Source organism: Microbacterium horticulturae, assembly GCF_029094505.1.
In the GTDB taxonomy this organism is placed as follows: Bacteria; Actinomycetota; Actinomycetes; order Actinomycetales; family Microbacteriaceae; genus Microbacterium; species Microbacterium horticulturae.
Genome location: NZ_CP119108.1, coordinates 2324714 through 2338968, shown reverse-complemented (window position 1 = coordinate 2338968; position 14255 = coordinate 2324714). Strand labels below are relative to the sequence as shown.

The window sequence follows — 14255 nt, the reverse complement described above, 5'->3', positions numbered from 1 at the left end:
CGCGGCGGGCGGCGAGCCCGGTGGGCTGCACGCGGAGCAGGCGTCGCCGGTTCGGCCACGGTGTCGGAAGTGCGGCGTACTCTCGCCCGCATGGACACGACGACGGAGTACTTGATTTCCGGCGACCCGGCGATCCGGTGGCAGGTCATGCGCGACCTGCTCGACGCGCCGGCCGACGAGGTCGCGACCGAGCGTGCGCGGGTCGCGCGCGAAGGATGGGGCGCGCGCCTGCTCGACGAGCAGGGGGCTGACGGCCTGTGGGACGGTGGCGTGTACCGGCCCGGGTGGGCCGACGAGTCGCGGCCGATGTACGACGCCTGGACGGCGACGCACTTCAGCTTGCAGCAGCTTGTCGACTTCGGCGTGGACCCGGCCGATGCCCGCGTGCGCACGGCGATCGCGCGGGTGCGCGAGAACGTGCGCTGGGACCACGCGGGCGAGCCGTACTTCGCAGGCGAGACCGAGCCGTGCATCAACGGTGTGGTGCTCACTGTCGGCGCGTATTTCGGCGAGATGGACGACAGCGCGGTCGCGGCGCTGCTGTCCGTACAGCTGCCCGACGGCGGGTGGAACTGCTGGGCCGAATACGGCGCCCGGGTGGCGTCGCTGCACTCGACGATCTGCGCGCTGGAGGGGCTGTTGGACTGGGAGCGCGCCACCGGTGGCACCGAGACCGCGCGTGAAGCTCGACGCCGGGGTGAGGAGTACCTGCTCGCACGCGGTCTGTTCCGCCGCCGCAGCACCGGTGAGGTCATCGACCCGCGGTTCACGATGGCCTCGTATCCGGTGCGCTGGTTCTATGACGTGCTGCGCGGTTTCGAGTACCTGCGCCGGGCACGCCCCGAGCGTGATGAGCGCTGCGCCGAGGCGGTCGAGCTGGTGCGCGGCAAACGCGACGGCGACGGGCTGTGGCATCTCGAGAACGTGCACGAGGGGCCGACGCTGTTCGACCTGGAGGAGGTGCCGGAGGGCTTTCCGAGTCGCTGGGTCACCCTGCGCGCGCTGCGCGTGCTGCGGTGGTGGGATGCCGCTGATCCGGCACCTGCGCAGTAATGACAAATGCCCCGCCCGGCCCGTGCGAACGGGCGAGGCGGGGCACCGTGAGGAGATCAGACGCGGGCGGCCTCGCGCACTTCGTGCGCGGCGGCGAGCGCCTGCTCAAGGTCTTCCTTGAGGTCCTCGACGTTCTCGAGGCCGACCGACAGGCGCACCAGGCCCGGCGTGACACCGCTGGACAGCTGCTCTTCCGGGCTCAGCTGCGAGTGGGTGGTGGATGCCGGGTGGATGACCAGCGAGCGGACGTCGCCGATGTTCGCGAGGTGGCTGAAGAGCTTCAGGTTGTCGACGAATGCACGGCCGGCGTCGACGCCGCCGGTCAGCTCGAACGACAGCACGGCGCCGGCGCCCTTGGGCGCGTAGGTGTTGGCGTTCGCGTACCACGGCGAGCTCGGCAGCCCGGCGTAGCTGACGGACGCGACGTCGTCACGGGCCTCCAGCCATTCGGCGATCTCCTGCGTATTCTGCACGTGGCGCTCGATGCGCAGCGACAGGGTCTCGATGCCCTGGATGAGCTGCCAGGCGCTGTTCGGCGAGATGGCGGGGCCGAGGTCGCGCAGCAACTGCACGCGCGCCTTGATGATGTACGCGATCCCGTCGCCGAGCACACCGGTGTAGCTGACGCCGTGGTACGACGGGTCGGGCTCGGTGAGACCGGGGAAGCGGTCGGCGTGCTGCGACCACGCGAACGTGCCGCCGTCGATGATGGCCCCCGCGATGACCGTTCCGTGCCCGCCGAGGAACTTCGTCGCGGCGTGCACGACGATGTCGGCGCCGTGCTCGAACGGACGGATGAGGTACGGGGTGGCGATCGTGTTGTCGACGATGAGCGGCACGCCGGCGGCATGTGCGATGTCGGCGACCGTGCGGATGTCGAGCACGTTGATCTTCGGGTTGCCGATGGTCTCGGCCAAAAACGCCTTGGTGTTCGGCTGCACGGCCGCGCGCCAGGCTTCGGGGTCGTCCTGGTCCTCGACGAACGTGGTGTGGATGCCGAGCTTGTCGAGCGTGTAGCGCAGGAGGTTGTAGGTGCCCCCATACAGTGCCGACGAGGCCACGACGTGGTCGCCGGCGCCCGCGATGTTCAGGAGCGCGAGGGTGACCGCAGACATGCCCGACGCGGTCAGAAGGGCACCGGTGCCCCCCTCGAGGGCGGCGAGGCGCTGCTCGACGACGTCCTGCGTCGGGTTCTGGATGCGGGTGTAGATGTTGCCCGTCTCAGCGAGCGAGAACAGGTTCTGCGCATGCTCGGTGTCGCGGAACACATACGACGTGGTCTGGTAGATGGGCGTGGCGCGCGCGCCGGTCACCGGGTCGGGCTGGGCACCGGCGTGGATCTGCGCGGTCTCGAAGCGCCAGTTCTCGGAAGCGGACATGGGATCTCCTCGGGTCGTCTGCGGCCGCGCGTCGCCGTGCGGCTTCTTCGAGAGTACGGAGCGGGCCTCTTGTCAACAACGCGCGGGAAATGTGACGTAACCTCCCGCGCGGCCGCGCAGGTAGCGTTGTCGTATGAGCAGACGAGCAGTTGTCACCGGCGCCAGCTCCGGAATCGGGCGCGCCACTGTCGAGGCCCTCCGGGCCACCGGGTGGGATGTCGTGGCGGTCGCCCGCCGCGCCGAGCGCCTGGCCGAGGTCGAGGAGCAGACCGGCGCCGCCGCCTTCGCCGCCGACCTCACGAAGCAGCAGGACGTCGACGCCCTCGCGGGGTGGCTGGGCGAGACGGGTCCGGTGGACGCGCTCATCCACGTCGCCGGGGGAGCGCGCGGCGCCGACAAGGTGGAGGACGGCAAGCCCGACGACTGGCAGTGGATGTTCGACGCGAACGTCATGTCGGCTCAGCGCGTCACGGCAGCGCTCCTTCCGCAGCTGCGGCGCGCCGCGGCATCCTCCGGTCACGCCGACACGGTGTTCGTGACCTCGACGGCCGCGCAGGGCGCCTACCCCGGCGGCGCGGGCTACAACGCCGCGAAGGCCGGCGAGTCGATGCTCGCGCACGCGCTGCGCCTCGAGTTGAACGGCGAGCCCATCCGCGTGATCGAGATCGCGCCCGGCATGGTGCACACCGACGAGTTCACCCTCAACCGCCTTGGCGGCGACGAGACGGCCGCCGAGAAGGTGTACGCGGGGGTGGATGCTCCGCTCGTCGCGAGCGACGTCGCCGACGTGATCGCGTACGCCGTGAACGCGCCCGGTCACGTCAATCTCGACCTCATCACGATGCGCCCCGTCGCACAGTCGGCGCAGCACCTGCTCGCGCGCGGACCGCTGCGGGTTCGCGAGTGAGCATCCACCTCGTCGGCGGCGGGTGGCAGGACGAACCGGACGGGCTCGCCTATCGCGCGTTCGTCGCCGAGGCGACCGAACGCGCCGGCGCCGCCGGAAGGGACGTGCCCCGCGTCGCGATCATCGCGGTGCGGGACGGCGACGGTGACCAGCACGCTGCGAAGCTGATCGATGCCGTCAGCGCGGGCGGCGCGATCGACGCGGCGGTGACCGCCGGCGGACTGGGCGACGCGATCCCGGCTTCGGCGTTCGAGGATGTCGACGGCATCGTCGTGGGCGGCGGCTTGACTCCCGTCTACCGTGACCGGCTCGAGCCGCACTTCGACCTCATCCGCGCGCTCGTGGGCTCCGACATCCCCTATCTCGGATTCTCCGCCGGGTCTGCGATCACCGCCAGCCGTGCGATCGTCGGTGGCTGGCGCATCGGGGGAGTCGAGATCGCGCCCGAGGCGGTGTCGGAAGACCTCGATGAGCTCACTGTGCAACCGGGCATCGGCCTGGTCGATGTGTCGGTCGACGTGCACTCCGCTCAGTGGGGTGCGCTCTCTCGCATGGTCGCCGCGGTCGAGGCGAAGGCGGTGGACGCCGTGGTCGGCATCGACGAGAACACCGTGCTGATCGCCGGGCGCGGGCCCCTGCGGGTTGCGGGCACCGGCAGCGTCTGGACCGTGACACGCACCGACGAGGCAGCGGGCGAACCGGGCGTGATCGTGCGCACGCTCGGTGCCTGAAACACCAGGGGGTTGCATCTGGCGCCGGGATGGGTAGCGTGGCCGGTCTGGACGGCGCTTCGCGCCGGAAGGAGGTTCCAGATGTCTCGACAGCCTCGAGACCCCACACAGGTCACGGCGCAACCCGCTCTGACCGGATCGACCGGACGGCGCTGGCTCATCTGGGGCGCACTGCTCGGCGCGGTGGCGCTCGTCGTGCTGGGTCTGCTGGTGCAGGTCGAACCGGTCACAGCCCTCATCGGCTGCGGCCTGGTCGTGCTGCTCTACATCGCGATGGTCGTGGTGCGCGTCGCGGTGCGTCCGCACCGTGCACGCCTGCTCACGCTGGCCTGGCTCCTCGGCGCCATGGCCGCGTGCGCACTGGTGTGCGTGCTGCTGGTCGGTGCCGTCGCGCGACTGACGACCGGCTGACGCCCGATAGCCTGGAGGTGTGATGCCGACACGCCGGAGGGGCCGCCGATGAGCGATGAGCGGGAAGTTCTGACGTGGGACGGCTTCGGTGCGGCAACACGGTCCCTCTCGCGCGAGATCGTGGCGTCTGGCTTCGCGCCCGAGGTCGTCGTCGCGATCGCACGCGGAGGGCTGCTGCCCGCCGGAGCTATCGCCTACGGACTCGGAGCCAAGAACTGCGGTGCCATCAACGTGGAGTTCTACACCGGCATCGGCACCGTGCTGGACGATCCCGAGCTGCTGCCGCCGGAACTCGACATGACCTACCTCGACGGGCGGCGGGTGCTGCTGGTCGACGACGTCGCCGACAGCGGGCGCACGCTCGACCTCGCCGTGCGACTGCTCACCGAGCAGGGTGCGCAGGTGCGCTCGGCCGTCATCTACACGAAACCCACGACAATCCTCGAACCCGACTATTCGTTCGCCCGGACCGACCGGTGGATCGACTTCCCGTGGTCGGCGCGCGGGTCGGTCATCGAGGAAGACAGCGGTCAGGAGGCGCGGCCCTGACATGGCGATGACACTGCCCGAACTCGCCGAAAGGGGCCTGATCGACGGCGGCTGGGCCCGTGAACTGCAGCCGGTGGCCGGCGACATCGCCGCCATGGGCGAGCGCCTGCGCGCCGAGGTCGCAGCCGGCCGCCACTATCTGCCCACGGGTGACCGCGTGCTGCGGGCTTTCGCAAGACCCCTGTCGGACGTCAAGGTGCTCATCGTCGGGCAGGACCCGTATCCGACGCCCGGTCATCCGATCGGACTGTCGTTCGCGGTCGACCGGCAGGTGCGCCCGCTGCCGCGGAGCCTGGGGAACATCTACCAGGAGCTCGAGGCCGACCTCGGCGTCCCGCGGGCATCGCACGGCGACCTGTCCGCATGGAGCGATCAGGGTGTCATGCTGCTGAACAGGGTGCTCACGGTCGCGCCGGGAGCCCCGGCATCCCACCGCGGCTGGGGCTGGGAGAACGTCACCGAGCACGCCATCCGGTCACTGGTGGCGCGGGGCGGTCCGCTCGTCGCCGTGCTGTGGGGGCGGGATGCCGCGAACCTGCGCCCGCTGCTGGGCGAGACGCCCATCATCGCCTCGGCCCATCCGTCTCCGCTGTCGGCGAGCCGAGGCTTCTTCGGCTCGCGACCGTTCTCACGAGCGAACGAGCTGCTCGCCGAGCAGGGAGCGACTCCGGTCGACTGGCGCCTGCCCGGCTGACCGGCGTCGCCTGTCGTGCTCTCTCAACGATCGGGGTGAGAGCCGGTGCCGGACTCGGGGTCGTGCCCGGTGCGCTCCTGCTCGAACGACTGCACCTCGGCGACGAGGTCGCGCCACGGGCCGTGCAGCTGCGTCTCGGGAACGTCCGCACTGCGGTCGTCGGCACCCAGCTGCGCTTGAATGTGCCAGGTGAACCGGTCGGGTGCTGGGGCAGGTGCCGCGGCATCCGGTTCGTCCCACGGACACTGCCGGATGAGCATGACCCAGCGCTCCCGCTGGGGCTCGGGCGGCTGCGCGTTCCACTCGCGGCGGAGTCCGGCGAAGCCGCCGGTGCGCACGACCGTCACCGAGACGGCGGGTTGATCAGTCGGTTCCATCCGAAAGCACACCGACGCCGGTCCAGGCGGTGCGGACGGCGTCGACCTCCTTCGACTGTTCACCGTACTCCGTCTGGGCGACCTTCAGGGTGGCATCGGCGAAGGTCGCGAACGACGCGTCCTGCGGCAGCGTGCCGGCGGTCACGGTCTTGTACCAGATGAGCCCCGCCGTCTCCCATGCCTTGCCGCCGATGGCGGTCGCCGCGAGGTAGAAGGCATGGTTCGGGATGCCGGAATTGATGTGCACGCCGCCGTTGTCTTCAGTCGTCTGGACGTAGCCGGCCATCGTCGCCGGCTGCGGGTCTTTGCCGAGCACGTCGTCGTCGTACGCGGTGCCGGGAGCCTTCAGCGATCGCAGGGCCACGCCGGTCACCTGGTCGGAGAAGATGCCGGCGCCCACGAGCCACGATGCCTGGTCGGCGGTCTGCCCGAGGTGGTACTGCTCGGTGAGCACGCCGAAGACGTCGGAGATCGATTCGTTCAGCGCGCCGGACTGCCCTTGGTAGTCGAGGCCACCGCTGGCCTCGGTGACCCCGTGCGTGAGCTCGTGCGCGATGACCGTGAGCGACCCGGTGAAACCCGTGAACACGTCGCCGTCGCCGTCGCCGAAGACCATGCGCTGCCCATTCCAGAAGGCGTTGTCGTAGTCCTGGCTGTAGTGCACTGTGGCGTCCAGCGGCAGTCCGTGGCCGTCGATCGAGTCGCGCTGGTAGGCGCTCCAGTAGAAGTCGAAGGTCTCGCCCAGGCCGTCGAACGCCTGGTTGACGGTCTCGTCGGCGACCGGCTCCTGATTCTCGGTGCGCACGGTGTCGCCGGGCAGTGTCTCGGTGTTGTGCGCGTCGGCGATCGTTCGGTCGGGACTCGGCGCCGTCTCGGCCACGAGTGTGTCGCCCTCGACGGAGAGCTTCAACGTCGCGTGCCGCGGACTGTAGTCGCGCGGGGCCATGAGCGTGCGCTGCGCGGCCTGAGCCGCCCGCGCGAGGTGCGGCTTGTCGGTGGCGGCGATGCGGTTCAGCAGGAATGGAGGGACGATCCCGTAGCTCATGCCCTGAGCGTAACGTCAGCCGGCGACATCCGGCCCGATCGCCGGGATCGATGCGAGCAGATGCCGCGTGTAGGCGACCTGCGGATCGAGCAGCACCTTCTCGGTGGGGCCCTCCTCGACGATGCGGCCGTCCTTCATGACGACCACCTCGTCGCAGAGGTTCTGCACCACGCCGATGTCATGCGAGACGAGCACGAGGCTCATCCCGTCGCGCTCGCGCAGGCGCGAGAGCACCTCGAGGATCTGCGCGCGCACGGTGACGTCGAGCGCCGACATCGGCTCGTCGCCGACGAGCAACCGCGGGCGGTGCACGATGGCGCGGGCCAGGGCTATGCGCTGACGCTGTCCGCCCGAGAACTCATGGGGGAAGCGCGCGGCCATCTCGGGCTCGAGCCCGACGTCTTCGAGCACCTCGCGGACGCGCTCGCGTCGTCCGCTGCTGCCGGCCGAGCCGGAGCCCGCGATGCCCATGGCCCAGAGCGGCTCGCCGACGATCCGCCCCACGCTCATGCGCGGGTCCAGTGATGCGTACGGGTCCTGGAAGACGATCCCCGTCTGGCGGCGCAGCCAGTGCAGCGAGCGGGCGCCGGCTGCGGCATCCACCGTCTTCCCGTCGAAGACCACGGAGCCCGACGTAGGCGTGTCCAGCGCCATCAGGAGGCGCACCAGCGTCGACTTGCCCGAGCCGGACTCGCCGATGACACCGACCGCAGAGCCTTCTCGCACGTCGATGTCGGCGTCGTCGAGCGCGGTCGAGACGCTGCGCGGGCGCCAGGGAGCGGTGCGCGGCCCGGGGTAGCGGCGGGTCAGGCCGCGTGCGCTCAGCAGGAAGCTCATGCCCGTCCTTCCGGTCGCCACAGAGTTGCCGTCGCGTCGCGCAGCAGCCCCTGTGTGACGGGCGACGACGGGGCCGTGAGCAGGCTGCGCACGGGTGCGGTCTCGACCACGTGTCCGTGCTCGAGCACCACGCCCTCGGTCGCGATGTGCGAGAGCACCGCGAGGTCGTGCGTGATGAAGACGAGCGACATGCCGTCATCGTGCACGAGCCCGGCCAGAAGTTCGAGGATGTCGGCTTGGATCGTGACATCGAGCGCTGTGGTCGGCTCGTCGGCGATGAGCAGTCTCGGCCGGCACGCGAGCGCCATCGCGATGGCCACGCGCTGGCGCTGGCCGCCGGAGAGCTGATGCGGGTACCGGTCGACGATGTGCTCGGGGTCGGGCAGCTTCACGCGCGCGGCCTCGGCGATCGCCCGCACACGCGCCTCGCGGCGCGTCACCCGCTCGTGGATGCGCACGGCCTCGGCGATCTGGCGGCCGACGGTGCGGATCGGGTTCAGTGCCGTGCGCGGTTCTTGGAAGACGATGCCGATCTCATCGCCGCGGATGCCGGCCAGCTCGCCGTCGCGCATGCCGATGAGCTCGCGGTCTTTCCACAGGATCGATCCCGTCGCCTCGGCGCCGTCGGGCAGCAGCCCGAGAATCGCCAGCGCCGTCAGCGACTTTCCCGAGCCCGATTCGCCGATGAGGCCCACGCGCTGCCCGTCGGCGACGTCGAAGGAGATGCCGTCGACGACCGGGCGTCCGCCGATCGTGATCACCAGATCGCGCACCGACAGGCTCATGCGACCACCACCGGCTCGTGCTTCTCACGCCGGCTGAGGGTCGGGTCGGTGGCTTCGCGCAGCGCGTCGCCGAGCAGATTCAACCCGAGCACCGTGAACGTGATCGCCAGCCCCGGCCACAGCACCGACAGCGGGTGCACCGTGAGGAACTGCTGCAGCTCGGCCAGCAGCAGCCCCCAGCTCGGCTCGGTCACCGACGCGCCCACGCCCAGGTACGACAGGCCCGCCTCGGCGAGCACGGCCACGGCCATTCCCCACGACAGCTGAACGATGAACACGGGCGCGATGTTGGGCAGCAGGTGCCGGTACAGGTTCTGTGCCGGGGTGAGCCCCGACGCGCGCGCGGCCAGCACGAAGTCGCTGTGCAGCACGCGGCGCAGTTCGGGCCGGGCGACGCGGGCGATGTTGACGCTGAAGCCGATGCCGACCGCCCAGATCACGACCCAGAGCGACCGCCCGAAGATTGCCGAGATCATGAGCGCGATCAGCAGCACCGGAAATGCGATGAGGATGTCGACGAGCACCGCCACCGACTCGCGCACCCAGCGGGCGGTGAGAGCCCCCAGCGAGGCGAGGGCGATGCCGAAGATCCCCGCGATCACGGCCGATCCGACCGCGACGAACACCGTAGTGCGGGCACCGCTCATGACGAGACTCAGGATGTCGCGGCCCGAGCCGTCCGTGCCCAGCACGTGCGGCCAGCCGGGGCCCTGCCAGCGGGCGGCGATGTCGACGTGCTGCGGATCGAACGGGGTCCACACCAGCGAGACGGCCGCTGTCAGGGCGATGACGATCACGACCACGATGCCGAAGCGGCCCGTCGACAGGCGCCACAGGCGACGCAGCCATGCCCCGCGGCTCATGCGGCCTCCCGCTGCCGGGGGTCGATGACCCGGTGGAAGAGGTCGACGATGAAGCCGACGATGAGCACGAAGCCGGTGAGCACGAGAAGCTCGCCCTGCACCTTCACCAGGTCGCGGTTGCCGACGTCGGTGACGAGCATGCGTCCGATTCCCGGCAGCGAGAAGAGCTGCTCGATGACGACCGCGCCCACGATGATGCCCGCCACTTGCAGCCCCAGCACCGTGATCACCGACAGCGCCATGTTCGGCAGCCCGTGGCGGATCAGCGCCTGCGTGCGAGTCAGGCCCTTGGCTGCCGCGGTGCGGACGTAGTCCTGGCCCACAGCCTGAAGCGTGGCGCTGCGCACGAAGCGCAGCAGCATCGCCCCCTCGACGACGCCGATGGTGATCGCCGGCAGCAGCAGGGCGCGCAACGCGTATGCGGGCTGGTGCCACCCTGCGCGGGGAAAGCCCTGGGCGGGAAGCCAGCCGAGCCACACCGCGAACACGACGACCAGCATCATCCCGGCCCACACGACCGGGACGGCGGCCACCGCCTGCGACGAAACGTTGATGGCGGTGCCGCCGGCGCGCTCCCGCAGCATCGCCGAGAGCACCCCGAGCGGGACGGCGATGACGAACGCGACCACCATGGCCATCAGCCCCAGGGGGATCGTCACCTGCGCCTTCTGTGCCAGCTCGCCCAGCACAGGGCTGCCGGTGATCAGCGAGGTGCCGAAGTCGCCGCGCAGCACTCCGCCGATCCAGTCCGCATACTGCGCCGGCAGCGGGGCGCCCAGGTTCAGGTCGTCGCGGATCGCGGCGATCTGCTCCGGCGTGCTGTTCGTGCCGGCGATCAGCTGCGCCACGTCGCCGGGCAGCACCCGGAGGGTCAGAAAGATCAGCACGCTGGCGACGAACAGACCCACCACCAGGAGGGCCAGTCGCGTCAGCGCGTAGCGCGTCACTGCGAGCTCTTGGCGATCTCGAACAGGTTCAGGCGCTCGTTGACGCTGTCTTTCGGCATACCGGTGATGTTAGTGCCGACGGCCACGACGGATGCGCCGTTGTACACCCAGTCGGCGGCCATGTCTTCGGAGACGATGCGGGCGGCCTTCTTCAGGTCGGCTGCGGCTTCGTCGTCGCTGGTGGCGCTGCGGGAGTCCTGGTACAGCTGCTGCACTGTCGGGTTGTCGTAGGTGAAGTAGTAGTCGGGGTTCGCCCAGTTCTCGAAGTCGCGCGCCTCGGTGTGCAGCACGAAGCTCAGCTCGTAGTCCTTGTTGACGTACACGTCGTTGAGCCAGGTGGGGAACTCGACGGCGTCGACCTTCAGCGTGATACCCACGGCGTTCAGATCGGAGACGAGGATCTGCGGGATCGTCGTGCCGTAGCCGTTGTAGATGGTGAGGTTCAGGGTGATGCCCTCGGCGCCCGCCTCCTTCAGGAGCTTCTTCGCGGCGGCCGGGTCGTACGGCGCGACCGATGAGAGGTCTTCGTAACCCGGGTCGAGTTCGGGAATCGGCCCGAACAGCGTCTGGCCGGCGCCGAGCGCCTCGATGACGGCCTTGTGGTCGATGGCCTGGCGGATCGCCTGGCGCACGCGCTTGTCCTTCAGCCACTTGTTGGTGCTGTTCATCGCGAGCGTGCCCTTGTCGGTCGACTTGCCGAGCACGACCTTGTAGTCGCCGTTCGCCTGGATCTGGTCGGTCAGGTTCGCGTCGAACCCGGTGACCACGTCGACCTCGCCGGCCTGTGCGGCATTGAGGGCGGCCTGGTTGTCGGGGATGTAGTCGAAGACGACCTCTTTGACCTTGGCCGCATCGCCCCAGTACTTGTCGTTGCGCTCGAACGTGATCGAGTCGCCCTGCTTCCAGCTGCCGAGGACGAACGGTCCGGTGCCGTTGGCCTCGGTCTTGTAATCGACCTTGTCGCCCTTCTTGAGGATCACCCCGGCGCGGCCGGAGAGGTTCCACAGCAACTGCGAGTCGGGCTCGCTCATCGTGATCGTGATGGTCTGGCCGTCCGCTTCGATCGACTTCACGCGCGAGAGCGTGTCGGCGTCCGCCCAGCCGGACTGCTTCTTGTGCTGCTCGAGCGACCACACCACGTCGGCGGGGGTGAGCTTCTGACCGTCGGCGAACGTGACCCCCTCGCGGAGGGTGAACGTGTAAGTGAGCCCGTCGTCGGACTTCTCGAACGCGCTGGCCAGCTCCGGCTCGATCTTCTGCGCGGGTGTGCGGCGCACCAGGCCCTGGTACACGTTGTCCATGAGGATCTGGTCGAGTGCGGCACCCGCCGTCTGCCGGATGTCGAGGTTGCTCGGCTCGAGCACCAATCGGATCGCGACCGATGCGTCGGGGTTCGGCGTGCCGGCGCCCGTGGTGGGCTCTGCCCCGCCACCGGTGCAACCGGTCAGTGCGAGGGCAGCGACGGTGACGAGGGCCGTCGCGGCGGCGAGGGTACGACGATGCATGGGGTTCCTTTCAGGCTCCGGATAAGCCTAGAGCGCCGGTGTCGCTGTGATCGACACGGTGCCTGCGTAGTGAAACAGAGCACAGACCCGCCGTCATTCCCCGTGCTGCGCGAGCAATCGCCCGAGGGCGACCGGCGCGTCCTCCTGCAGGTTGTGGCCCCCCGTCAGCACGGCCTGGCGCGCTGCCGGCAGGCGCGCGGCGAAGTCGGCGGCCTCGGCATCCGTCACGAATCCGTGCTCGCCGCGGACGAGCGTGATGGGCGCGGTCACGGCGGCGAGGTCGTCCCATCCCGTCTCGTCCAGCACCGCGGTGGCGGGCGTCGCCTCGGGGTGCGCGGCCATCATCGCGGCGAGGTGCGCGAAGTGGTGCTTCCACTCGACGCGGCCGTCGGGGCGCATGCGCGAGTTGAGGAACACGCCGCGTTCGGCGGCCGCGGGCGAGCCGCCCAGGCCGAAGCTCAGCGCCCGCTGCACGAGCTCGTCGCGGCTGGCCCAGTTGGTGGGACCCGCGAAGAACTGCGCGATCTGCTGCGCGTTGCCGGCCGGGTCGATGCCCGGCGTGATGTCGATGACGACCAGCTCGCGGACGAGTTCGGGGGTGGATGCCGCGACCGCCGCCGCCACGAGACCGCCGAGCGATTGCCCGACCAGCAGCTGGGGGCCATCGGTCCACGCGCGCAGCGCCGTGGCGACGTCAGGTGCCAGCACAGGGGCGACGTAGGCGGCGTCGTCGCGCCACGACGAATCGCCGTGACCGGGCAGGTCGATCGCCAGAGCCGGCAGGCCGAGCGCGAGGATCGTCGTGTCCCAGGTGTGCGCGTTCAATCCCGCTCCGTGCAGGAACGTCACCTGAGGAGCGGCATCGGGCGTGGATGCCGGAGCCCAGCGCAGCGCGGAGAGGGTGCGCCCGTCTTCGAGCGTGAGGTTCAGCCGCTCGCCGCGCGGCAACGCGCCGTCGATGCCGTTCTCGGCGGCCTGTGCGGGAAGGAAGGCGAACTCGTCGAAATCATCATCGATCACCCCGACATCATCCCGCAGATAGGCTGGCGCCATGTCTGACGAGCCTCGCGTGCACCTGTCCCGCGCCGCCATGCCCGCCTACAAGGCGCTGGAGGCGTTCTCCAAGACCGTCAAGGAGATCGCCGACGAGGCCGGCATCGATGCGCGCCTTGCCGAGATCGTGCAGCTGCACGCCTCACAGTTGAACGGCTGCGCATACTGTGTGCGCGTGCACGTCGACCGCGCGACGGAAGCGGGTCTGGACGCGGATCTGGTGATGCAGCTGGCCACGTGGCGCGAGTCGGGTGTGTTCACCGATCGTGAGCGGGCCGCGCTCGAACTGACCGAGGTGTTCACCTTCATCCACGACGGCGGCGTGCCCGACGAGGTGTACGACCGAGTCGGGGGAGTGCTCTCCGAGAAGGAGTACGTCGCGCTGTGCTGGATCCTCGTTTCGATCAACTCCTTCAACCGGATCGCGATCGCCGGCCGTTACCCGGTCCCGCCGCGCGGCTGATCTGCGCCTCTTCGACCGCTCTCGCCGAGAACTCGATGCGAGAAGGTTAGGCATGCCTATCCTTGGGTTACACTGAAGGGGATATGGCCACCACAACCACCTCCCCGATGAGCGCCGTCGCCCGCCGCGTGGCGCGCCGTGGCATCGTGCAGCATCTGATCGCTGCCGATGAAGCCTCGCTCGGCGAGCTGCAGGCGCTGCTGGCGACACTGCCGATCTGCGCGACCGGCCGCGTGTTCGTCGAGGTGCCCGACGCCTCGTGGATCGGCGCGCTCGACGTGCCCGGGCGCATGACGGTGTCATGGCTCGACCGCTCGCGCCGCACCGGCCGTGTCGGATCCGGACGCAGCTGTCACCGCGGCGAGGCGTTGGCACGTGCGGTGAACGCCTGGGCCGACGAGATGATGTGCGCCGACGACGACCGGACGCGCGTGTTCCTGCTCGGCGGCTATCTCGGCACGGCCGACATCGTCGACCACCTGGGTGAGCACCTCGGCCGCGACGCCGCCACGCTGCACGTGCCCGCCGAGTACGGCCTGGCCTGAGTCCCGCTCCGTGCCCGGCGACGCAGTCGGCCCGCGCCGCCCCGCGCCCCGCGCCGGCTCGCGCCCCGCGCTGACCTCCGCCCCGCGCCGAGCTGCAGCATCCTGCCGTCA

Annotated in this window: 17 protein-coding genes; 8 read left to right on the top strand and 9 right to left on the bottom strand. The window is 70.0% G+C overall.

The annotated features are described in order from the left end of the window. The first annotated feature begins 90 nt into the window (after positions 1 to 90). Positions 91 to 1053, top strand: a complete 963-nt coding sequence (locus tag PU630_RS11300; RefSeq protein WP_275277167.1) for a hypothetical protein — start codon at positions 91 to 93, stop codon at positions 1051 to 1053. Positions 1054 to 1109: 56 nt separating this feature from the next. On the opposite strand, the gene PU630_RS11295 is transcribed toward PU630_RS11300, so the two are convergent. Further along, on the bottom strand, positions 1110 to 2432 hold the full coding sequence (locus PU630_RS11295; RefSeq protein ID WP_275277166.1) for a bifunctional o-acetylhomoserine/o-acetylserine sulfhydrylase: 1323 nt from the start codon (positions 2430 to 2432) through the stop codon (positions 1110 to 1112). A 133-nt stretch (positions 2433 to 2565) separates the two neighbouring features. Between PU630_RS11295 and PU630_RS11290 the strand changes: the two genes are divergently transcribed. The 5 genes from PU630_RS11290 (at position 2566) to PU630_RS11270 (ending at position 5724) form a co-directional block, all read left to right on the top strand. Beyond that, a complete protein-coding gene (locus tag PU630_RS11290; RefSeq protein WP_275277165.1) occupies positions 2566 to 3339 on the top strand; it encodes an SDR family oxidoreductase in 774 nt (257 codons plus the stop codon). Further along, positions 3336 to 4070: a type 1 glutamine amidotransferase family protein gene (locus PU630_RS11285; protein ID WP_275277164.1), complete on the top strand. Its 735-nt coding sequence runs from the start codon at positions 3336 to 3338 to the stop codon at positions 4068 to 4070. The genes PU630_RS11290 and PU630_RS11285 overlap by 4 nt, the downstream gene beginning before the upstream one ends. An 81-nt stretch (positions 4071 to 4151) precedes the next feature. Then, complete coding sequence (locus PU630_RS11280; protein WP_275277163.1) at positions 4152 to 4481, top strand: hypothetical protein; 330 nt, start codon at positions 4152 to 4154, stop codon at positions 4479 to 4481. 48 nt (positions 4482 to 4529) lie between these two features. Continuing rightward, entirely contained in the window at positions 4530 to 5030 is a 501-nt protein-coding gene (locus PU630_RS11275) for a phosphoribosyltransferase (RefSeq protein WP_275277162.1), read from the top strand. Position 5031: 1 nt separating this feature from the next. Continuing rightward, positions 5032 to 5724 carry a uracil-DNA glycosylase gene (locus PU630_RS11270; RefSeq protein ID WP_275277161.1) on the top strand — a complete coding sequence of 231 codons (693 nt, stop codon included), beginning with the start codon at positions 5032 to 5034 and terminating at the stop codon, positions 5722 to 5724. Positions 5725 to 5747: 23 nt separating this feature from the next. Here PU630_RS11270 and PU630_RS11265 read toward each other — a convergent pair whose 3' ends face one another. The 8 genes from PU630_RS11265 to PU630_RS11230 form a co-directional block, all read right to left on the bottom strand. Next, on the bottom strand, positions 5748 to 6101 hold the full coding sequence (locus tag PU630_RS11265; RefSeq protein WP_275277160.1) for a protealysin inhibitor emfourin: 354 nt from the start codon (positions 6099 to 6101) through the stop codon (positions 5748 to 5750). Continuing rightward, positions 6088 to 7146 carry a M4 family metallopeptidase gene (locus PU630_RS11260; protein WP_275277159.1) on the bottom strand — a complete coding sequence of 353 codons (1059 nt, stop codon included), beginning with the start codon at positions 7144 to 7146 and terminating at the stop codon, positions 6088 to 6090. Before PU630_RS11260 ends, PU630_RS11265 begins: the two co-directional genes overlap by 14 nt. Before the next feature lie 15 nt (positions 7147 to 7161). After that, entirely contained in the window at positions 7162 to 7983 is an 822-nt protein-coding gene (locus PU630_RS11255) for an ABC transporter ATP-binding protein (protein WP_275277158.1), read from the bottom strand. Continuing rightward, on the bottom strand, positions 7980 to 8768 hold the full coding sequence (locus tag PU630_RS11250; protein WP_275277157.1) for an ATP-binding cassette domain-containing protein: 789 nt from the start codon (positions 8766 to 8768) through the stop codon (positions 7980 to 7982). Before PU630_RS11250 ends, PU630_RS11255 begins: the two co-directional genes overlap by 4 nt. Then, positions 8765 to 9631: an ABC transporter permease gene (locus PU630_RS11245; RefSeq protein WP_275277156.1), complete on the bottom strand. Its 867-nt coding sequence runs from the start codon at positions 9629 to 9631 to the stop codon at positions 8765 to 8767. The genes PU630_RS11250 and PU630_RS11245 overlap by 4 nt, the downstream gene beginning before the upstream one ends. Next, a complete protein-coding gene (locus PU630_RS11240) occupies positions 9628 to 10578 on the bottom strand; it encodes an ABC transporter permease (RefSeq protein WP_275277155.1) in 951 nt (316 codons plus the stop codon). Before PU630_RS11240 ends, PU630_RS11245 begins: the two co-directional genes overlap by 4 nt. Next, entirely contained in the window at positions 10575 to 12083 is a 1509-nt protein-coding gene (locus tag PU630_RS11235) for an ABC transporter substrate-binding protein (protein WP_275277154.1), read from the bottom strand. The genes PU630_RS11240 and PU630_RS11235 overlap by 4 nt, the downstream gene beginning before the upstream one ends. Positions 12084 to 12176: 93 nt before the next feature. Next, positions 12177 to 13136, bottom strand: a complete 960-nt coding sequence (locus PU630_RS11230; RefSeq protein ID WP_428981949.1) for an alpha/beta fold hydrolase — start codon at positions 13134 to 13136, stop codon at positions 12177 to 12179. Between PU630_RS11230 and PU630_RS11225 the strand changes: the two genes are divergently transcribed. After that, positions 13135 to 13599 carry a carboxymuconolactone decarboxylase family protein gene (locus PU630_RS11225; protein ID WP_275277153.1) on the top strand — a complete coding sequence of 155 codons (465 nt, stop codon included), beginning with the start codon at positions 13135 to 13137 and terminating at the stop codon, positions 13597 to 13599. The two genes, PU630_RS11230 and PU630_RS11225, sit on opposite strands and share 2 nt — an antisense overlap. Before the next feature lie 83 nt (positions 13600 to 13682). After that, positions 13683 to 14144 (top strand): SIP domain-containing protein, encoded by a 462-nt coding sequence (locus PU630_RS11220; RefSeq protein WP_275277152.1) that lies wholly within the window; start codon positions 13683 to 13685, stop codon positions 14142 to 14144. Positions 14145 to 14255: the final 111 nt, after the last annotated feature.